Raw genomic sequence first — 21,153 nt, forward strand, 5'->3', positions numbered from 1 at the left:
TCTTGGCACTTTAAACCAGCGCATTATCAACTATCAGGAGAAACACCATGTCACATATTGACCCCAAGCAAATCCCCCAGCAAGCCTTTGATTGGTATGACGAATATGCCCATGGTGATATGGACAGACGTACCTTTATGTCACGCTTAGCATCTTTGTCGGTGGCAGGGTTAAGCATTGGCACCCTAAGCGGCGCACTGACGCCTAATTATGCGTTGGCTGAACAGGTGTCCTTTAATGATGAAGCCATAACCGCCAGCTACCAAAAATTCCCGTCGCCGGATGGTTACGGCGAAGGCCAAGGTTACCTAGTTTTGCCCAGCAATATATCAAAAGCCGTCCCTGCGGTTTTGGTGGTGCACGAAAACCGCGGCTTAAACCCTTATATAAAAGACGTGGCCCGCAGGTTAGCCAAACAAGGTTTTATCGCCTTTGCCCCCGATGCTTTATTTCCCCTTGGTGGATATCCTGGTAATGATGAGAAAGGCAAAGAAATGCAGCGTAGTATGGATCGCCAAAAGATAGAAAATGACTTTATCGCTGCTGCCAATTTTATTAAGCAGCACGAGAAAACAACTGATAAATTAGGTGTGGTCGGTTTTTGTTTTGGGGGTTACATCAGTAATTTTTTAGCCGCTAAAATACCCGACGTAATTAATGCAGCGGTGCCGTTTTATGGTACTCCCGCCGCCGAAAACTTAGTGAGTCAGGTCAAAGGACCACTATTGCTTAATTTCGCTGAAAACGACAGCCGAGTAAATGCAAGTTGGCCAGCATACGAAAGCACATTAAAAGCCAATGGCGTGGACTACGAAGCGCATATTTATCCCGGCACCCAACATGGTTTTCATAACGACTCTACCAGCCGCTATGACCCAAAGGCAGCGGAGTTAGCATGGTCTCGCACCGTCGCTTTCTTTAAGGCTAATCTGCTTAACAGCTAAATAAAAAGGGCTGGACATATAATACTTGCCCAGCCCTTTAATACATTGTGTAAGTAACTTAACTAACGACTACAGAAACCATTTCCGTTGCCTGCTGATGCGATAGTGCCATTTAGCTGCTGTGTCATGTTTTCTACTCGATAATTGATGAACGATGTTAATCCGTAAAAGCTCCCCACTGTGGTGGTTTGATTTTGCTCATATTCAGAAAATGAGTAAAAAGCGGTCGGATCATTAGCCACATGTTCACCAATAAGTGTATCTATATCTGCTACTCGCTCAGCAAATGCACTGCTAGAGAGTGGTCCATCAATGAGTTGATTTAAGTAAGCATGGTACGTATCTAGGTTATCACTGCTGGCTAATGCAAGCGCCACTAGGGGTTTATCGGCAAGCGCTCCGTCAGTGGGCTCATCGATATACAATTCGCGAATATCAGCACTGTTGCATCCTTGACTAAAGGAACCGAACGACTCGTTTAAATCCCAAGGCAACATAGTAAATACGTTATCTTGATCATAGATATAATAGTTATGGGCAAGCGAGCCGTGATAACTATCAAGGTTCGATAACGACACGCTAACCGATAAATAACGCAACACAGAATCTTGGTCAATCACACTTAAACCATCGCTGTATTCCATGTCATAAACGAAGTCCATAAATGCGCCGTTGTCTGAACTGTCTTCGTTAGTCTTTAATTCAACACCGCTGTAACTCGAAAAGTTGTCATCTATATATTGTAAATCGCTACCGGTGCCATCAGGTTTGTATAAATCGCCATTAGTATTACTGAAATGCTTAGCAAGAAACTGCTCATTGACAAACTCCACCAGCAAATACAGTCCTTTCAACTCGCCATTCACATAGACATTAACGTAGCTATGATCAGGCGCCGCCACGCCCATTTCGTCCATCAATTCGTAGGCTATATACTCGCGCATATAAGATGGGTCGTTGTACATATTATTGAGCACAAACTTCTTCATGCCCAATAGCTTCTGGCCGCTCACGTATTCATTCACATCTATATTAAAACTAAAGCGTTCGCTATTCGATTGGTAAACAGATTGCAGGCTTGAATTACCCTTAGTGCGTATTGCTACTTCATCCAGCGTTACGCCTTTAAAAGTAACCGATGTAATGTGATATTCTTCATCTAAGGCATTATCGAGTAAGTCTTGCCATTGATCTTCGTCGATTTCAAAATAAATAGACTCCACTACATCTTTGGCGTAGATATCAGGCAGTTGATTGGCCGTCCCCTGTGTGACAGCCAGCGTGTTGATCGCCCAACTTCCGTCCGTTGAAAGGCCATAGCTGTATCCTTGTGAAACATCGCTTTCTTGCCACTCTAAATAATCGACTGTCTCGTCATTTTTGATTAAGCTCAGTTCGTCCTCTTTACCTAGCTTAAAGGGCACATAGTCACTGCCAGGGTCTTCGTCGGTGGCATAGATTACAATATATCCACCCGCTTCAAGGGTAACCTCAGGCAAGGTGACAGGGTCGATATCATCACTGCTATCAAGCACCTGATAATCACTCAGCAGGATAGCGCTGGCGCTGTTGTTATATAGCTCAAACCAATCATTGCCGTCATCTTCAGCCGAGGCCACGACTTCGTTGATGACTAGTGGACCATGACTGGCTGAACTGTTGGCTGCCACAGGCGTAGCCGCGAGAGTAGCCGTTGCATCGCTGCCATCTGGATATCGACCATAACTAAACCCGATTAGCGCCTCGCCACTATCCCAGCTAAGCTGGTCAATTAAATCTGTATCAAGAAACAAGCTGACTTCATCAGATGAGCCCAGTTTAAAGCCAACTGTAGCAAAATCGTCTAGTTCATCAGTAGTGGCATACACTCGGTAGAATTCCCCCGCGGCAATGGTTACATCAGGCAATGAGAATAACTCCCCCCCTTCGTCACTAACGGAATAATCCCCTAAGAAAACAGCGTCGTCGCCTGAGGCGTAAAACTCAATCCAGTCGTATCCATCATCAGCGTCTTTAGCAACAACTTCATTAATACGCAGCTGGGCATCGTTGTTAATAATGGTATCCGTTACCACTACATCTTCAGTCAACTCTTCATTGGCCGTACCTTGAGTGGGTAACATGGTTTGCGCACTACCCGTGCCATCAACATACAGACCATAGCTATAGCCTTCTTCGGCCTCACCGTCTTGCCAATCTAATTGGCTGATCAGCGTATCGCTCTCATACAGATAAACCGCGTCATCGCCGCCCAATTTAAAAGTCACATAGTATCCGTCATCAGGGGGCGTATCACTTTCATCGATGGCTTGAATAACTATAAATTCGCCAGCAGACAAGGCTATTTCCGGCAGGGCTTGAAGGGCGTGATCGGCACTATCATCTACCAGCGAGTAAATAGACAGGTCGGCAATATCTGTATTCGCGTAGAGCTCAATCCAATCATTGCCATCATCTGTTGCTGCAGCGACAATTTCATTCACAACCAATGCCAGCGACGTGCTCTCATCAGTGTCGCTATCATCAACAATAATCTCACTCTCGGTGCTATCAGAGGACGAATCAGAAGAACCACACGCGCTTAACGAGGCAGTTATCATTAAAACCACTAAAAGCTGATATATGCTGGATCGGGTCATGAAAATATCTCCGCAATCAAAATTATAAAATCAATGAGCGAAACCTAACAAATAAGTGGGTAGTAACCGTGCAGTAAATAAGGAGATTTAACGCAGATGCCCTGAGACCCCCTTTCGTGCAAGCAATCCACTAAGGAGCCCACAAACAGAAGTTATCAAAGAGTATTAAAGGAACGCGGCTACCGCGCAGGCACAAATGTAATAGCAATCCTCAAAGCCAGTTAGTTAGCAAGGGGGCTTTGCTCTGTTATTTGGGATTAACAGAGCATATTGGCTTATTTGTCAGAATTAAAATAGCTGGCTTGACGGATCAATGCCCATCCTGCAAATACAAAATTTATCCCTACCATCAAACCCAATACCCAACTAGCATTGCCAGATATATCCGATAAAATAATGAGCCCTAACGCGACAGATATTAGGCCGCTAAAAAGCAACCACAAAGAAGTCGATGTTGACCACTGCTGTATTGCCAGCATAATTTTGAATATACCTTCAATCAAAAATAAAATGGTCAGTAGCACCGTAATAGTGACGGCCCCTTGCATAGGGTTAACTAATAACATCAAGGCAATACAACAATAAAGCACACCAATCCCGATCTCCCACCAAAAGCGACTGACGCCTTTGCTACGAAAAGCGTGCAAAATTTGCGTTACGCCCCCGAGCATGATTAACCAACCGAGCATTAATTCAATGGCAAGTGTCGCAGCTATAGGCAAAAGTAGGGCGATAAAACCCAGTACCACTAAGATAATACCTGTATTGCGTATAGCCTTAACGTGCAGTTGCATAAATTCGTTAAATTTGATGTTCATTTGCTCTTTTTTCGCGCTCACAACGTTTGCCTTCTTTTGTCAGGTAATAATCAAGCTCTCAAAATACCACGGTATTGAATGCTACATGGCGTAAAATGGTCAGTTTTTCAAACTGCGCAATTCTTCTCCGCGCACTGTTCACAGCGATCCGGTAAGTTATCCCGTCATTATGCTTAAGTGACTATCTACTTCTCACCTCGCTTTATGTATGGAATCGCAAAAACGCGTGTAATTATTTCTCAGAACAAGAAAAAACTAGCCCCCGAGCGCGATATCCAATCGGAACATCCAGAAAGTATTTGCCAGAATACCCTGCTCAGTATCCCTACAGTGCGTATGTTTACAGGTGTATTATTTACACCTAGGTCAAAAATATAATAGGCATAACATCTGCTTAGGTAGTTGAACGTTTAGCACCTCATTCCATAAAGCGGGTCATATGAACAAATTACGTATTGCGTTGATTGGCGGCGGGCCCAGTGCGCTCACGATCGTTAGAAAATTATTGTGCTCACAGCCGCAAATATTTGCACTCGATATATTTGAACGCAATGCGTCTCTGGGAAAAGGTATGCCCTACAGTGCCCAGGGCGCATCTCTTGAACACATTACTAACGTGTCATCCGATGAACTCTCACCTTTCGACGAAACGTTAGAAGAATGGCTAGGTAAACAAAGTCATAAAATGCTCGCTAACTATGGTATCGATAAAACAACATTGCATGCTAAACATGTGGTTCCTAGGCTATTATTTGGTCTTTATTTAGAGCAACAATTTAGCGCTTTGCTCGATGAATGCGCCGAAAAAGGGTTAACCACTCATGTACATCTCAACAGTGAGGTGGTGGATATAACATCCGCTAAAAATGACAATACCAGCGATGTGCAGCTAGCAAATAAAAGTGTGAAAGGCTTTGATAAAGTGATTATTTGCACGGGCCATGTTTGGCCAAAACAGCAAGAAGCAAAGGTAGCTGGCTACTATGACTCTCCTTACCCACCCGCAAAATTAAGCAAAAAATATAATCATCCCGTAGCCTTAAAAGGCAGTTCATTAACCGCCATTGATGCCATTCGTTCACTTAGCACAGCAAATGGACAATTTTACGAAGACCAAGGGCAACTCCGTTATAAGGTAGATAACGATGTGCCCAATTTTAAGATTGTTATGCATTCACTAAATGGTTTGTTACCCAATATTCGCTTTCATTTAGACGACCCGTTGGTTTCAGACGATGGCATGCTGACGCAGCAACAGATAGCCCAGCACATGGCTGAAAATGACGGATTTTTGAGTCTCGATTTTATGTTTGAACATAATTTCAAATTGGTATTGCAGCAAAAAGACCCACTTTTTTATGAAAAAATTGTCGATAAAAACCTTGAGAGTTTCGCGCAATGGATGCTTGAATCAAGGAAAGCCTTCGAGCCTTTTACACTCTTTAAAATAGAATATTTGCAGGCCGAGCAGTCAATTAAAAATGAAAACTCCTTACAATGGAAAGAAGTACTGGCGCTGCTCAGTTTCACCCTTAATCACCCAGCAAAATATTTATCTGCCGAGGATATGACCCGCTTACATAGTGTGTTGCTGCCCTTAATTGGCCTTATGATAGCGAACGTGCCCCAATCGTCTGCAGAGCAACTTTTGGCCCTACATCATTGTGGTGTACTTCAGGTTATTCCCGTTGATCGTGACAGTTATCTGCAAGTCCACGGGGATAACCAATTCGACTACCATTATCAAAATGAAAGTCATCAGCCAATAACACAAAGCTATGCAACGTTTGTGGATTGTACAGGCCAGCAACACCTGGAGAATGATGCATTTCCATTTAAGTCCATGTTTAGCCATGAGCCAGTATTGCCCGCGAAAGTAAGATTTAAAGATAAACAACAAGGGGAAGAGGAATTAGCAAAAGGTAATAAGAATGTAAACCTAGGCAGTGATGAGCACTACTACCTCACCTTAAAGGGATTAGCGATCAACGATTACTTTCAGCCAATATTGGCGGATGGCTCACCGAGCAATCGATATTTTGTAATGGCGGTGCCGTTTATCAGCGGTTTTAACCCTGATTATTCCGGTTTTGATTTTTGCGATCAGGTTTCAAACATTATCGTGGATAAGCTCTGTGAAGAAGTGTCCCAATGACGCTAACTAGATTCATTCTTGCTCAGCAGTCGTATATCATCTAATGAAGCGATACGGATATGGGTTTGGTAGTAATATTTGCTGCTGCGCTTACCGTTAAAGGCAAACCAAATTTTGACTTGCGCCAACTCACCTTTAACAAAAATCTGTTTATTTAAAAAATAAGTTTTGGGTGACGTTTTGTGTTTCTGCTCAAATTCAGCAGCCAGCTTAGGCGGGATCACCACAGTGATATTTCTTGGGTCGCGGTAATCATACTCAGTATTTAAAAACACACGCCCTATTATGTCTCCTGTAGCTTTTACTTTGAACACACCCACGGTCTCTAACGTTTTTGGATAAAGTGCAGCGGCTAAACCGCGATACGTCATGGTGTCGGTCTTATCGCTGGCTGCATCAACTTGCACAGGTTGGGTTAGTGAAGAGTTACTGCCCTGAGTTGATGAAGTACTACTGCAACCTGCTATAAAAAGTACCAACAACACTGTCCATAATCGCATCTTTCTATCCCTCAACCGTTACCTATAAGCGTGAAAAATTAACCGTCAACTATATTAAAGTGTAAAGACCAGCGACTACAATGTTACTTGTTCGCTGTTTGAGCCTTTAAGTTATCTTCTGTCGTGTCCGATTCATCTTCATCTTCATTTTCAAGGCCCATCTCGACGACTTCCTGGGTAGTACTTCGCATATTTACAAACGGCTCATAATGCTCTCTGGCCACATCGTGGAAGCGAATACGGTATAACGTCCAGCAAGCCAAAATCGACAGCGCCACACCCGACACCATAAACAGTGCCATATGGGTATACCCCAACAAAAACGAAACAATAAGTGGCCCAAGAATACTGCCAACGCTATTCATCATTAACACACCACTACCTACCTCCATAATAGACAGATCAGTGTTGTCATTTGCATGAGCTAGGCACAAAGAATATAGCGGGAAGCTCAAACCACCTAACAAAAACATGGTCACATAAATTACTTCAGGCGTGCGGCTATCAAGCATAATGGCTGCAATACTGGTTAATACGGCAATAACGGCCAAACCGGTTATCACGTAGCGCCTGTCTATACGGTCAGATAAACGGCCAACGGGCAATTGCAATGCCGTGCCGCCCAATATAGTCACCGCCATAAACACACCTACTTGCCCTGCACTCAACTGATTGGCATCCGCTATCACTGGCCCTAACGCCCAAAAACCACCGGTCACTAGCCCACCAAAAAACGCTCCCACCATGGCCACTTGCGATACAGCAAATAAACGCCTAAAGCTGAAGCTAACTGCAGGTATGGGCTGCGGAGCAGCTCGCCTAGTTAAGCCAACAGGTACAATACCCAATACCAGTAAAGCAGCCGCCAACATAAATAAACCGGCGTAACCAAGATCAAAGCCAACCAATAACTGCCCCACGCAGATAGCTGAAAGCGAGATCACGGTATACACAGAAAGCACACTGCCTCTGTATTCAACGGATGTTTTATCGTTAAGCCAACTTTCGATCACCATATAAATGCCCGCAATGCCCCAGCCAATTAGGCAGCGAGCCACCAACCAAAGCACGAAATTATCCACCAAACCGATAAATAACAAGGACGAGGTAAACAACGCAATGAGTACCGTAAACACCCTAATGTGACCAACCCTTGCCACAAGGCGCGGAACCGTCAAGCAACCCAAGACAAAACCGAGGAAATAGCTTGAGCCGATATAGCCTATTAAATCAGCCTCCCACCCTAAGCTAATAGCGTAAAGCGGCACAACGGTGAGCTGCAAGCCATGCCCCACAAGTAAAATGGCAGCAGAAAACAACAAAGAAAACATGGACTTTAATAAGGTCGGCATAGCACGATCCAATTCGAAATTTATCTTAAGCCACCGACAGTGACAGGTACAAACACTGACTCAAACAAGCTAAAGCAAAGTTGAGAGCGTTGAAATATTGAAGATCCACATAGTGGTGGTTTCAGCATATGAAGTCCAGAATGAATTTGAACTTACCCCAATAACAATCCGTTAGCCCGTTGATTAATGCACAACAAGGGTGAATATAAACTGGATGGAGTGTGACGTGGCCGGCCCCGCAATTAAATTTTTTTTAGACTAACTCTGGGGAGGGGGCGTTGAACGGTTTACGTTAAGAAATCAGCCTCACATGATGGGCGTCTTTGGGTGAGAGGCAGTTATTGGGGTTATGTGGTTTTAACGCTTTGCCAAAGGGCAAATGCGAACCTTGCTGGGCTTTGCCCAGTGAATATTTTCCCCCGCCGCGCTTTTTGCGGCGAATTTAGGCAACTTGTTAACTACCAAACACATTAGCGGCGACCATAGTTAATAGAACTCCAAGACCGGCTGAGTATGCGAGTAAGCCTAATTTGCGAGCGTTGTTACACATGCAAACAAATTCAGCATTACCAGTTTGACCATATTGTCTTTTAAATATGAACTTCTGAAAGTTCCAATCTACATCATCCGTACCAAGAAGCAGACTAACAGCATCTAGGCTATACGATTTGAATAGAGCTGGGTCATTTTCCTTAATGTAAGTCCTAATTTTCCTCAATTCGATGCCATATTTAATCACGCCAATGACAAAGGTAAGCATAAAAATTGCTGCTAATAGAGTCACGCGCTTTCCTTAGTATTTAACGCTTAACGTATGAGTATTTTAGGAGCGCTTTTGGCCGAAGGCCAGCAAGTAAAATACCCGCCATTATGTTTTTGTAAAAAAACATACTTTATACAGACCTCTTTCGTCTGACAAAATAAAACGGACAACCGACTAAAATTGCGATGATTAAAGCAAAAAAAGAAGATGTTATTAAAGCGATAATAATGAACGGATCAAGATAACCAAGGTGGAAATAGTTTACCAATTGAAAAAGTGAAATTGAAACTAAAGTAGCCGCCCCAATCGCAAATTTGAAATTTTTTAATTGCCAGTGCGAAATGACAGAGCACAGAAACGATATTGATATCAGGATAATAATTCCTTGTAATCCTTCACTCATAATTAAATATACTATTTGTTACCTAACGCCAAGCTCACCTGCAAATATTGCAGAGAGCGTTTTTGTGTAAAATAGAGCTACGCGACATACACAAAAATGAGCGTAACAGAGCTTTAAAGTGACATCCATAATAAAAATGGTCAATTTTCAGGGCTGAACTAGACTTTTTAGGTCTCTCATTTTTTGTCAGGTAAGCGGTTATGCCTCAGCCTCGAAAAAGCCAAATTAGTTTAGTTGATACGCCTTACTATCACTGCGTTTCCCGGTGTGTTCGCCGCTCTTTCTTGTGTGGGATTGATAAGTATTCCGGCCAGAGTTACGAGCACCGCCGTGGCTGGGTAGAAGAACGTTTATTGTTTTTATCTACGATATTCTCCATAGGCATCTGTGCCTATGCAGTCATGAATAATCATACACATATAGTGTTGTGCGTTGATAAAACGTTGGCTTGTAACTGGGATACCGATGAAGTGTTGAGGCGTTATCATCGACTTCATAAGGGGACACTGCTGACTCAGAAATTTATGAATGGTGATACGCTGAGCCAAGGAGAGCTAATCACCTTTGATGAGACCGTAAAAACATATAGAAAACGCCTGTACGAAATAAGCTGGTTTATGCGTGACTTGAATGAATACATTGCCCGTGAAGCCAATAAAGAGGACGGTTGCACTGGTCGTTTCTGGGAGGGTAGATTTAAATCACAAGCACTACTAGATGAAAGTGCCGTGTTAGCTTGTATGGCCTATGTGGATTTAAACCCCATACGCGCGAAAACCGAAAAAACACCTGAAACATCAAAGCACACCAGTATCAAAAAACGTATTCACGACACTAAAAATCAACAGTCACAACCGTGCGTTTTAATGCCCTTTGTGGGTAATCCTCGTGAAAAAATGCCCAAAGGTATTCCTTTTTCACTTAAAGACTATTGTGAGCTTTTAGATACTACAGGTCGCTGTATTCGTGATGACAAAGCTGGCTATATTGATAATACTCAAAGCCCAATTCTAGAAAGATTAGGATTAGATAGTGTTCAGTGGTTAACCCTGACCACTGAGTTCGAGAAGCACTTCTGCTACGCCGCTGGCGCTGAGCAAATGATGAATGCGTTTAAGCGTCATACACACCATCAAAGATTACGTGGAATGACTAAAGCTAAAGAGCTGTTAAAGCGCGCCTAAATCTGTTTTTTCATAGCACATCCCATGCATAACATATTGTGTCGCTGACTCATGCATGAAACTCACTTTACTCCTCTGATAACAAACAATATTTAAAAAACATCCTCCATAGCCCAGATTAATCTACGTTAACTCTTCTCGAGAATAATTTCTGCTAACTAAAAACAACCAGGACGATTTATGTTCTGTGATTTTAAAATGGGTGTCTATGTAAGCTGATTTTTATAAATTTAAACCTCTTTTTATCAAATCATATTCAAATTAAATAAGACTAAAGAAAACTGTGTATACCGCAAAAAAACATCAGAAAATTCACCGCAGATTCAGTTAGCAATTATTGAGCTTACAATTTTCACAACTTCATTTTACTTACGCTAATACATTAAAAAATAAAAAGATTATTAAAATTAATAAATAATTTCACTTTATAATATCCATCTATATCTTATCGCACAAAAGGGTTAATTCACCGCATCAAAAGTTGAACTAACAGTGCAACTAAATTAGTGTAAAAAACAAGCATTTAAAATCACTAATGGAGATAAGTAACATGGTATCACGTAGGAGTTTTATAAAAGCTGGTGCAGCATTTGGTATTGGCTCAATGTTGAGCGCACCAACGTTAGCACAACAATTAAAAGTAAAAATGTCATCTGGAAAAGTAATGCAAACCAGAGGTCCCATTGATGAAGATGCATTACTGCCCACTAATGATGTTAGCGGCAGTAAACATTACCGCCCTAAATCCAGAATGGGTTTAGGAGGACTTGCAGCAGGTAACGGTTTTAATACAATTTCACCCGATGAAGAAATTCTTCAAATGTTACATGCCGCATGGGATTCTGGAATTAGGCATTTTGATACATCGCCATTTTATGGCTTGAGCCTAAGCGAAAGACGTTTTGGCGACTTACTTCGTAATAAAAATCGCGAAGACTATGTATTATCATCTAAAGTTGGACGCCTACTCACCCCATCAGCCGAGCCATTAGAAAACAGCTGGCATTGGGCTGATCATTCCCCATTTCATTACAAGTACGACTATTCCGCTTCGGGAACCCGTCGCTCTATTGAAGACACCTTACAACGAATAGGTGTTGCCTCGCTTGATATTGTATATATTCATGACTTATCACCTCAAAACAGTGACATGGGTGAAGACTGGTTAAAATACTTTGATCAAGCCGCCAAGGGCGCTATTCCTGAACTAACTAAAATGCGTGACGAGGGAATAATTAAAGGATGGGGTTTTGGGATTAATACCCCTGATGCAATATACAAAGCAATTGATATGTCTGATCCAGACATTTGCCTATTAGCGCTTCAATATTCTATTTTGGATCATAAACAAGCATTAGATAAAACATTCCCAATGTTAGATAAACACGGCATATCGGCTGTTATTGGTGCCCCTCTTAATGGTGGTTTTTTAGCAGGTCGTGATCGATTTAACTACTCGCCTAAAATTCCTCTGCCAATGCAACAAAAATACGTAGCAATGAGTGAAATTGCAGCTAAACATGGAATTGATATGAAAACCGCTGCACTGCAATTTGCAGAAGCCCCCTCAACCGTTTCAGCTATTATACCTGGCGCACGAACAGCCCAGCAAATAGAAGCGAATGTTGCTTCAATGAAAGTTAAAATTCCAGATGCATTTTGGAGTGATTTAAAATCAAACGATCTAATCGCCCAAAACGCGCCGATTCCTACCTAAAGGCAAATATTACTGCTAAAGCGTGCCCTTTAAGCTTACTGGGTACGCTGCTATTACTCGCTTTTATATTATTTATTGAGTCAGGTCGCTGTATTCGTGATGACAAAGCTGGCTATATTTATAATACTCAAAGCCCAATTCTAGAAAGATTAGGATTAGATAGTGGTCAGTGGTTAACCCTGACCACTGAGTTCGAGAAGCACTTCTGCTACGCCGCTGGCGCTAAGCAAATGATGAATGCGTTTAAGCGTCATACACACCATCAAAGGTTACGCGGAATGACTAAAGCTAAAGAGCTGTTAAATCACGTCTAAATCTGTTTTTTCATAGCACATCCCATGCATAACATATTGTGTCGCTGACTCGTGCATGAAACTCACTTTACTCCTCTGCTAACAAACAATATTTAAAAAACATCCTCCATAGCCCAGATTAATCTACGTTAACTCTTCTCGAGAATAATTTCTGCTAACTAAAAACAACCAGGACGATTTATGTTCTGTGATTGTAAAATGGGTGTCTGTGTAATTCGATGTAATCGTCTTTGGTAGTCATATTTGTCGCCTAACGCCTAATTAACTGGCAAAAAATTGTTGGCTAAAATAAGTGAACGAAGTGAACAAAAAGCCAACTGTTTTTTGTCCTTGTTTAATTTCTTGTTAGGTGCTTCTTTATTTTACATATAAAGAAGCAAAAACATAAAAGCACAAAATAATTATATTTACTATTATTGGAGCAGCAATAAACCACCATATAGCTAACCACTTTTTAACTTTGAAATTTGTAGTTACAGCTTTATAACTGGCGATTAAAGACCAAAAAACAGAAACCATAACTACAATTGATAGTATATAATCTTCACTATAAAAGCTTAAATAATCTTTATAACAAAGAGTTACAACAAGCATTCCTATAGCAACAGGTAAGGCATATACCATATTAGAAATGACGTAAATAGAGCGCCCTAGTTTTCGATTAAACTGTCCAGCACCACACCACTTTATTCGTAAGTTATAAAACCAACCGCCGATCCACCATATTAACCACGCAAAGAGAAGACCAATAACCAAAGATACAGACCAAAATACAAACCAACTAGTAACTATTGTATTTAATAGAGCCTCTTTAGACTCTGGTACATTAACCATATCGTAGCGAATTACTTTTTGCTCTATCCTTTCAAAGACACCAGTCACACTATAAAAAGCTGTAGCTAAAAAGATAAGCCAACGTTTTTGAAGTAAGTTTGTATCTGAAAAGAATTGTGAGGGTCTAAAATATAGGCTGTACAATTTATTAAAAATAGATGTCATTTAAATTCCGTCTTTGAAGAACACAATAGGTTGGACGTGTGATTTAGCACCTAACAATATTAACAAGACGCAAACGCCCGTGTTTAAACACGGCTCTTTGCGTTTGTTTTATATCCATTATCTTTAACACTGAGGGTAACTTATTGCAAACGCTAAGGTTTTTTATTCGCCTATTTTTTGCTCTGGGGAAATACGGGCATTACACAAGATCTTGCATATATACGGGTGAGAGACGGTGGCTGTATAAAAAAACAGTTTTTACGTAAGAGAATACAATGAAAAAACCACCTTTTTTTAATCCTCATCTCAAACCTGCGGATTAGGTAGTCTTGATCATCAAGTTTGCCGTTTTGACGGTTAATCAATAGTGTCTGTTTACTAGTAATGGCCCATGGACTTATTGGAGTGCTCATGTCTGTAATTGGCACACATACGACGCATGAATTAACCCCTAATATACACCTGACGGGTTTACTTAAGACTCATTCGACTTATATCGATTGCTTAATGACAGACCTTAAACTGCTTGCAAGCGAAGGAGTAACTTTCGGGTTTCACGTTGTTAAACGCCGCCATTTTTTTATCGCTAAAGGCTTTTTCAAAAGCAGTAATACGTTGATAGTAGTCATCTAAAAGCTGCTGCTTAGTTTTTTCATCAACAAATGCATGCGCTAACGAGTTGGCACCGGTTTTCACTAATTCTGACCAGGATAAGTTGAAATTGGTGACCGCTGTGTAGTATTCATCGGTCATGTTCGAGTCCCACATGCCGCGATCATCGGTTGACAGCGCGACAGGTATGCCTAAGCGTAAATATTCAGGGAACGGGTGCTGCGTGTAATCATCCACGTATTCCAGCAGCAAATTGCTGATAAGATTGATTTCAATCAGGTATTGGCTGTAGCGCATCAGTAAAAGTGTGTCTGGGTCGCCGGTTAAATTTAAGCCATGACCAATGCGCGTTGCACCAAGCAAAAGCGTGTCACGTATATGATGATTAGGCTCGTCTGACTCCCCAGCGTGAATAGATAAATTCACCCCATGATACTGACGCCTAAGCGCGCGCAGTGTTGGCAAAAAACGTAATGGGTGGCCTTTGTCGTTATCTTCGCGGCCCACCATGTCCACCCCAACATAGAGCTCTGAATGCGAAGCCACAAAGCCATACATCCACTTAAGCGCGTCTTCTGCTTGGGTGATAAAACGCACTAAGGCGTACTGCAATCGCACAGTAACCCCCGTGGCAAGGGCATCTTTTTGTGCAAAGCGCTCAAGGTAAATTTGATACACCTCTTCACTATTAAATGGACTACCGTCAGGGTGCACAAAGCCGCGTACCCCAGCGTCTGTTTCAAGGTAAGTTAACCCTTCAGCCCCAAAGGCTTGCATGTTTTTAACGATTAAATTGGCCTGCATATAGGGATTAGATAGCAAAGAATTAATGCGCGCCCAATGAGTTTGAAAGAACTCGTCACGGCCTTCGCTGCTTTTATCGAGACGAATGCTATTTAGCCAAGCCTTTTTTTGCTCAGGGTTCAGATCTTGAATGCGTACGTATTCAGATTGCTCGCAGCTATCAAGCTTTTCATATTCATACGCTTGAATATTGACGAATAACAACAGGTACGGCGCTTGGGTAAATTCATTGCTGCCATAGGCTCGACAATTGTTAATTTGAACTTTTGTGTAGTAACGATAGCCTTTTTCTTGCTGGGCAAGAACTTCTTCGTACCACCATTCAGACAGGTTTGAACCTGTTGAATGATTATGTAAGTCACCGCCCTTGGGCATGGCATATAAAAAGGTATATAGCGCCTGCGCTGAGGCAGTCTTTTTGAATGCTTCAAACTCATCATTAAATGTTTTTGCCTGTGCAAAAGGCGTAGAATTCACACATAAAAGGATGAGTAAATAAAGCATTCTCATAACCAAAACTCCAAGGGGGGTATCATTAATTTAAGTCTGTAACAAACACACTAGTTCGCATCGTAAGGTAGGGTATTTTCGTATTTACCCCAGTTATTAACGATGGTTTGCACGACCTTATTACCCACAATATAAGCTGCGTCTTTAGCAGGGAAGCCACCATCAGGATAAGGAGCGGTAATACTCCAGCTCGTCGCCTTATCTGCGGGAGCCATAGTATAATTGCTCACCGTGCGTAACACCATGACGCGGTTAGGGTCGACTTTATTAATACGGGCTAGACGCATAAGTGAGGTTAATGTGCCTGAATCTTCCATGTTACTGGTCATAAAATTAGCTGAGTCACCACCGTATAACTTCAACCAATCATTTGCCCACTGATTGAGGTACTTGCCATGCCAATACTTACTTGCACTTAAGGTATCACCTTGGGTTATAAAGGGCGGTTTTTGCGCATTTGGATAAGTCTTATATAGGGATCTAAATGCTTTAATTTCGTCTGAATCAGCAAGCTTAATATCTTTTGTTTGCGCAAAAGCCCAATCAGCTAACGCACTGTTTAAATCAAACGAAACCGTGTCTAACGTCCATCCCGTTGAAATATCTTCTGACTCTTCAGCAGGTTCGGTCGCGCCCAATGGAATAATGCCATAAGGCCATGATTTTGGTATTTCTCGTGAATCCACTTGATAAATCAAGTCACCATCAACAATATGCTTAGCCCAAGCAGCCGTGCCTAACGATACATCTTCAGGGTCGCCACCTGCGATACCCGCTATTAACCAATATGATTTGCTTAAGTCAAAGCGAGGGTCAAGACCAAGAGCCATAATCGACGCCGTGGCATTGGGAATACCACCGCCTACGCATATGACCAATACGCCATCTTCACTAAGATATAAATCGTACTCCCCCAACGGAAAGTCTAATTGAGTTGAAAAGTTGCCCCGCTCTAACCACAACTGCAATTCACCGGCTCCATCACCCATCGCTTCACCATCTTCGTACATGGTCACAACAACGGTTTTAACGGGGATAATGTCAGTTGCTACGCTATCAGCAGCACGGGTGCTAAATGCGTTGAGGGATAACAAAACAAAAAAGGCAGATCTAGCGTGTTTTAAAAACGACATGAAGGAATTTATCCATAGAGGCTAACAAAAGTTGACCAAACGGTCAGCAAATACTATGCCCTTTCAAAATTGCCATGATCCGAATATTAAAAAGGTCACAGCCTAACCCTAGCAATCACCCGCCATTACTGCACCGCAATGAATAAATCTGATTAAATACACACAGAAAAGAAAGCGTGGTTTCCCTTGTTTACATGAAAACGGGAGGGGTAATAAGATTCAGCAAGAGGCAAATGCGCTATTTAGGTGCATTAAATAAGTACGTTGCAGTATGGATTTTTTTAATTCGGTTTTGGGATGATGACTCCGTATCGGACCATCACGCTTTATTGAAGAGAACTAAGTTTATCCTAGATTTATCCGATTAGGATTTATACAATCCACAGGGTATTTTTTCACGCTCTATTTTTAAGAGTTATGTATATAAATCAGTTGATTACTACCTTTTATAAAAAACATAAAAATAAAGGAAAGCAGGATTATGGACTTAACACCAAAACGGATTGCGATTTGCTCACTCATTACAGCATTTTTTTTAACAGCCTGCGGAGGAAGCGGATCAGATTCCCCCACACCTGCACCTCCTTCAAATAGTGCACCTGTCGCCTCAGCCGATAGCGCTAGTTCACTCGATAACGAAGCCGTCACTATTGACGTACTCGCCAATGACTCAGATGCTGAGAATGATCCCTTAACCATAAGCTCGATCAGTGTTGAGCCTGAACATGGAACAGTATCAATCAGTCAAAACTCAATAATTTACACACCTGAGCAATACTATGTTGGTTCAGATAACTTTAGCTACCAAGTATCTGATGGTGCACTCACCTCAGAAGCTCAAGTGAGTATAATTAGCAGCCAATCTTACACCTTATCCGGTGTCGTGACAGATGGGCCTATTGCTGATGCTACAGTCACCATAAATATGGCAGGCCAATCTTTTTTCTCTGTCGCCGATGCAGATGGAAATTACACCCTAAACTTGGTTTTTTCAGACGCAAACGCTCCTCTACTTCTCAATGCAAAAGGCGCGACTGAAAACCAACAGGAATCTGTGGAGCTAGTGAGTTATTTGGGAAATTTTGCTGATTTCGTAACGTTTCCCGATGCCAGCCGCCAATTATCTTCAGAGCAATATCGCGCGCTAAACATCACTCAATTTTCCACCGCTAATTATTTACTAGTGGTTGAAAATAACAACGGAGACGCTCCCACTGATATGGAAGCGTTCCGCCAAAATATCGATAAATTCACAGCAACAGAAATGACAACCTTATCCGGTTTTATAAAGCTACTAGTCGATAACCCAAATTACACCGTACCTGAGAATCAAACCAGTTTGAGCGTTTTACAAAACTCAAATGATAATTCGATCGCTGAGCGCATCGCCAATTACTTAAGTCAACAGGAATTGACCGATGAAGATGGTCAACCTAGTGCTGAATACCTTGCTGATTTACAAATCGCCATTGAACAATCTCTTAAACAACAAACACTCGTTGAAACATTTACCACTGCAATGCTTGCAGGCAAGGAAGTCATTTCCTTATTTAATAATATTAAAGAAGGATATTTGCCCGCATCCGCGGATGTGTATCAATTTGCTGAAGATGGCCAAGGAACATTTTATTATCCTCCAAGCGAAAGTAATCATTTGTTTACTGTCTCAGAAAATTTCTCTTGGAATATTGAAAATGGCCAACTGAATATTGCTTATGCTGATGAACCTCGTTTAACCGAAGTTCCTTTCTATGATTATGCGTACGTTTACAGTATTTGGGGATTTGAAACAGCGGAAGAAATACGGGAATTATACGATCAAGGTTATTTTTTCCAATTAGAAGTGTCGACTAACGCCGTAAGTGAAAAGATTTCAGTTTTATCAAAAGGTAGCCGCCAAGCTTTGATTTTGAGCGAAAAAAAAATAGAGCATCTTGTAAAAATTAACGATATTTACACCGCTACAGCATCAGAAATAGTTTCTGAAACACGTAGTTTTTTGTTCAATCCAGAAACAATATTTACCGATAAAACCGCCGAAGATATTGTGGGCACTTGGGCCATATCTCTTGACTATACTTTTGTTACTGAGGTAAACGGTGAAGCCACAGACCCGACTTCTGCACAAGGATCTCAATTTGATATCGTCACATTTAATCAAGATGGTACTGCGTCAGGGCTTCTAAGCAAAGTTGATTTTATTTGGCAGTTTTCGAGCGGTGCGATCACGCTAGAGACAGATGACAAAAAATTTATCATTACCCCACACATGGATAATGGAACAGAACTATTAGCTTCAATCGAATATTATGATGGAAGTGAACTACAAAACATTACAGTGCTCCCAATGATTAAATCGAATATAACGTCTAGTACCCAAGTTACGGGAACAGATTTAGTCACTGCATTACCCTTGATCTACGCTAAGTTTGACACTATGTTTGATGCCGATCTATGGCAAGGAAACACGTTAAAAGTGGAAACTGTGTTTGGATTTCATCTGGATAGTAATTTTCAAATGCGTAGGATATTCACTAAAGACATGAGTGGCTCACAGACATTGATACCCTACTTTCATACTATATCTAATGGATGGGCGTGGAGTGAATCAGAAAACGTTTTACTATTCGATAGAGTTTCAACAATAACTGTCGATAAGCGAGCTTGGCATATTATTTCAACCAATGAATCGGGTCGCCTTGTTGTTGTCGAATACTGGGCTTTATTAGATGACTCTAATTCTGATGGTATAACCGATGAAATTTTCACACTAATCCCCCCTCGCTTGGTCATATTAGAACCGCTAGATTTGAGTCAATATGAACAAGCATGGGCCAAGAGCTTGGAACTTGGTACGATAGAGGTACCATAGAGTCCATAAATGTATAATTGGGGCGTGCCAGAATAGTTGATGTTCGATAGAACACAAAAACCTGGCACCGTCCTAAGACTAAAAACCGAAAAGTTAATGATATATTCCATCGGTTTTTCGCTTATTCGATAAAATAAAGCCCCGTTTTCCTTCCGAAATTATCTAGATACACTACATAACAGGCTTATCTATGTCAGTAGCGCTGAGTGATATCGTATTTTTCATGAACACACGAAATCAGGCGGTTTTGTACGATATGCGTATAAGGGGCTCGCCAAGTAAAAGATTCACTATGGCTAAAGATAAATTGTGTCTAGCGTGGGTAGAATTGGCTATGACAATCATCAACGAATCTTTTTAACCTACACCTTAGGCACTTACTTCCCAATGATGGGATTGCAAAATATGCGAATTAACATGGTTGCCCTGTTAATTGATGTTACTTTGGCAGCACATTCAATAAAACACAGAAGGTATCATGACCAACGTTACTCCTAGCATTGTGGTCGCTTGCGACGGTTCAGGTCAATCGTTACAGGCGGCAAAAATGGCAGCTGATTTGGCTAAAGCAACCGGCCAGCCACTTAAACTATTATCCGTATTTCCCGACTCAGAAGCAGAAAGGCTGGTTATCAATGGCGTACAGCACAGTGATGTAGTGGAAGAAGAAAAGAATTATGGGCGCAAAGTCTTTGATGCCGCAAAAGAGGCCATGACGGGGAAAGCCAGTCCCACCCTAGAGATACTGCTCAAAGGTGACCCTGCCAAAGAAATCGTTGAATATCTGCAAGCTAATCCGGGCACTCACCTGGTTTTGGGCAGACGCGGCCATTCAATGGTGCGCAGCCTGACTTTGGGTAGCATCAGCGAAAAGGTGATCAGGCATGCCACCGGACCGGTTACCGTGGTAAGTGAATAACATCAGACCTACAACGCATACGGAAGTTGAGTTGCTTATGGCCTTTTACTGAAGCCAATCAGTCTTGGTTCTTGGCATACGTGATTAGCCATTTTTACCATAACCGCAACTAAGAACTCGGGGAATTACCCACTTGTTTTAATATTACGCCAAATCACTAAAAAATTAGCTTTTCCGTCCTATTTTTCAATTTTATTTTGACACAAAACATGGACACCTTCGCTAGCCATTAGCGGCCAGTTGAACGACTCGTCAAGGAAGGCGGGGCTGTAAGTCCATTATGGGGAGCCGATCATCACGGACGTGTTAATAACGTAGTATAAATTACCAATAAATACGTTTTCACGGCCAGTGTTAGCTGAAACACACAGGCGACCAATATGGATATTGTAAGGTAAGGCAACACAGAAGCATCGGACTGGTGACCCCGTTGCGAAGAATAAAGACTTGCCGTGAATTAACATGACTGTTCTGCCCACTCTCTGTGCTAACGTTTTCTTTTACTGACTAAACAA

Annotated in this window: 14 protein-coding genes and 1 pseudogene; 7 read left to right on the plus strand and 8 right to left on the minus strand. The window is 41.7% G+C overall.

The annotated features are described in order from the left end of the window. Window positions 1-47: 47 nt before the first annotated feature. On the plus strand, window positions 48-944 hold the full coding sequence (locus tag GQR89_RS20390; protein WP_158771923.1) for a dienelactone hydrolase family protein: 897 nt from the start codon (window positions 48-50) through the stop codon (window positions 942-944). Between the two features lie 62 nt (window positions 945-1,006). On the opposite strand, the gene GQR89_RS20395 is transcribed toward GQR89_RS20390, so the two are convergent. Then, window positions 1,007-3,583, minus strand: a complete 2,577-nt coding sequence (locus tag GQR89_RS20395) for a CotH kinase family protein (RefSeq protein WP_233269030.1) — start codon at window positions 3,581-3,583, stop codon at window positions 1,007-1,009. 275 nt (window positions 3,584-3,858) lie between these two features. Further along, window positions 3,859-4,422 (minus strand): HdeD family acid-resistance protein, encoded by a 564-nt coding sequence (locus GQR89_RS20400; RefSeq protein WP_158771924.1) that lies wholly within the window; start codon window positions 4,420-4,422, stop codon window positions 3,859-3,861. 418 nt (window positions 4,423-4,840) lie between these two features. Between GQR89_RS20400 and GQR89_RS20405 the strand changes: the two genes are divergently transcribed. Then, window positions 4,841-6,556: an FAD/NAD(P)-binding protein gene (locus tag GQR89_RS20405; protein WP_158771925.1), complete on the plus strand. Its 1,716-nt coding sequence runs from the start codon at window positions 4,841-4,843 to the stop codon at window positions 6,554-6,556. Window positions 6,557-6,558: 2 nt separating this feature from the next. Here GQR89_RS20405 and GQR89_RS20410 read toward each other — a convergent pair whose 3' ends face one another. The 3 genes from GQR89_RS20410 to GQR89_RS20420 form a co-directional block, all read right to left on the minus strand. After that, window positions 6,559-7,056 (minus strand): hypothetical protein, encoded by a 498-nt coding sequence (locus GQR89_RS20410; RefSeq protein ID WP_158771926.1) that lies wholly within the window; start codon window positions 7,054-7,056, stop codon window positions 6,559-6,561. Between the two features lie 83 nt (window positions 7,057-7,139). Further along, the gene (locus tag GQR89_RS20415) at window positions 7,140-8,408 is read right to left on the minus strand and encodes an MFS transporter (protein ID WP_158771927.1); all 1,269 of its coding nucleotides are present in this window, start codon (window positions 8,406-8,408) and stop codon (window positions 7,140-7,142) included. Window positions 8,409-8,862: 454 nt separating this feature from the next. Continuing rightward, window positions 8,863-9,192, minus strand: coding sequence for a hypothetical protein (locus GQR89_RS20420; protein WP_158771928.1), 330 nt, complete (start codon window positions 9,190-9,192; stop codon window positions 8,863-8,865). A 582-nt stretch (window positions 9,193-9,774) separates the two neighbouring features. Here GQR89_RS20420 and GQR89_RS20425 point away from each other — a divergent pair. From GQR89_RS20425 to GQR89_RS20435, 3 genes and pseudogenes are all read left to right on the plus strand, one after another. Then, complete coding sequence (locus GQR89_RS20425; protein WP_158771929.1) at window positions 9,775-10,758, plus strand: transposase; 984 nt, start codon at window positions 9,775-9,777, stop codon at window positions 10,756-10,758. Window positions 10,759-11,308: 550 nt separating this feature from the next. Then, window positions 11,309-12,475, plus strand: coding sequence for an aldo/keto reductase (locus tag GQR89_RS20430; protein WP_158771930.1), 1,167 nt, complete (start codon window positions 11,309-11,311; stop codon window positions 12,473-12,475). A gap of 80 nt (window positions 12,476-12,555) precedes the next feature. After that, window positions 12,556-12,789 (plus strand): annotated as a pseudogene (locus tag GQR89_RS20435) (transposase); the annotation flags it as partial. 357 nt (window positions 12,790-13,146) lie between these two features. On the opposite strand, the gene GQR89_RS20440 reads toward GQR89_RS20435, so the two are convergent. From GQR89_RS20440 to GQR89_RS20450, 3 genes are all read right to left on the minus strand, one after another. Continuing rightward, window positions 13,147-13,788 carry a YIP1 family protein gene (locus GQR89_RS20440; protein WP_158771931.1) on the minus strand — a complete coding sequence of 214 codons (642 nt, stop codon included), beginning with the start codon at window positions 13,786-13,788 and terminating at the stop codon, window positions 13,147-13,149. 504 nt (window positions 13,789-14,292) lie between these two features. Then, complete coding sequence (locus tag GQR89_RS20445) at window positions 14,293-15,714, minus strand: adenosine deaminase (protein ID WP_158771932.1); 1,422 nt, start codon at window positions 15,712-15,714, stop codon at window positions 14,293-14,295. Between the two features lie 50 nt (window positions 15,715-15,764). Then, a complete protein-coding gene (locus tag GQR89_RS20450; RefSeq protein ID WP_158771933.1) occupies window positions 15,765-16,847 on the minus strand; it encodes a purine nucleoside permease in 1,083 nt (360 codons plus the stop codon). Window positions 16,848-17,328: 481 nt separating this feature from the next. Between GQR89_RS20450 and GQR89_RS20455 the strand changes: the two genes are divergently transcribed. Then, window positions 17,329-19,719 carry an Ig-like domain-containing protein gene (locus GQR89_RS20455; RefSeq protein ID WP_158771934.1) on the plus strand — a complete coding sequence of 797 codons (2,391 nt, stop codon included), beginning with the start codon at window positions 17,329-17,331 and terminating at the stop codon, window positions 19,717-19,719. 478 nt (window positions 19,720-20,197) lie between these two features. After that, window positions 20,198-20,638: a universal stress protein gene (locus GQR89_RS20460; protein ID WP_158771935.1), complete on the plus strand. Its 441-nt coding sequence runs from the start codon at window positions 20,198-20,200 to the stop codon at window positions 20,636-20,638. Window positions 20,639-21,153 lie beyond the last annotated feature (515 nt).

It is taken from the genome of Paraglaciecola sp. L1A13 (assembly GCF_009796745.1).
Lineage (GTDB): Bacteria > Pseudomonadota > Gammaproteobacteria > Enterobacterales > Alteromonadaceae > Paraglaciecola.

Bases quoted from the DNA above. Each gene is read 5' to 3' on its own strand.
- GQR89_RS20460 (WP_158771935.1), top strand. From the start codon at position 20,198: ATGACCAACGTTACTCCTAGCATTGTGGTCGCTTGCGACGGTTCAGGT.
- GQR89_RS20395 (WP_233269030.1), bottom strand. From the start codon at position 3,583: ATGACCCGATCCAGCATATATCAGCTTTTAGTGGTTTTAATGATAACT.
- GQR89_RS20390 (WP_158771923.1), top strand. From the start codon at position 48: ATGTCACATATTGACCCCAAGCAAATCCCCCAGCAAGCCTTTGATTGG.
- GQR89_RS20445 (WP_158771932.1), bottom strand. From the start codon at position 15,714: ATGAGAATGCTTTATTTACTCATCCTTTTATGTGTGAATTCTACGCCT.
- GQR89_RS20430 (WP_158771930.1), top strand. From the start codon at position 11,309: ATGGTATCACGTAGGAGTTTTATAAAAGCTGGTGCAGCATTTGGTATT.
- GQR89_RS20415 (WP_158771927.1), bottom strand. From the start codon at position 8,408: ATGCCGACCTTATTAAAGTCCATGTTTTCTTTGTTGTTTTCTGCTGCC.
- GQR89_RS20450 (WP_158771933.1), bottom strand. From the start codon at position 16,847: ATGTCGTTTTTAAAACACGCTAGATCTGCCTTTTTTGTTTTGTTATCC.
- GQR89_RS20425 (WP_158771929.1), top strand. From the start codon at position 9,775: ATGCCTCAGCCTCGAAAAAGCCAAATTAGTTTAGTTGATACGCCTTAC.
- GQR89_RS20455 (WP_158771934.1), top strand. From the start codon at position 17,329: ATGGACTTAACACCAAAACGGATTGCGATTTGCTCACTCATTACAGCA.
- GQR89_RS20410 (WP_158771926.1), bottom strand. From the start codon at position 7,056: ATGCGATTATGGACAGTGTTGTTGGTACTTTTTATAGCAGGTTGCAGT.
- GQR89_RS20440 (WP_158771931.1), bottom strand. From the start codon at position 13,788: ATGACATCTATTTTTAATAAATTGTACAGCCTATATTTTAGACCCTCA.
- GQR89_RS20405 (WP_158771925.1), top strand. From the start codon at position 4,841: ATGAACAAATTACGTATTGCGTTGATTGGCGGCGGGCCCAGTGCGCTC.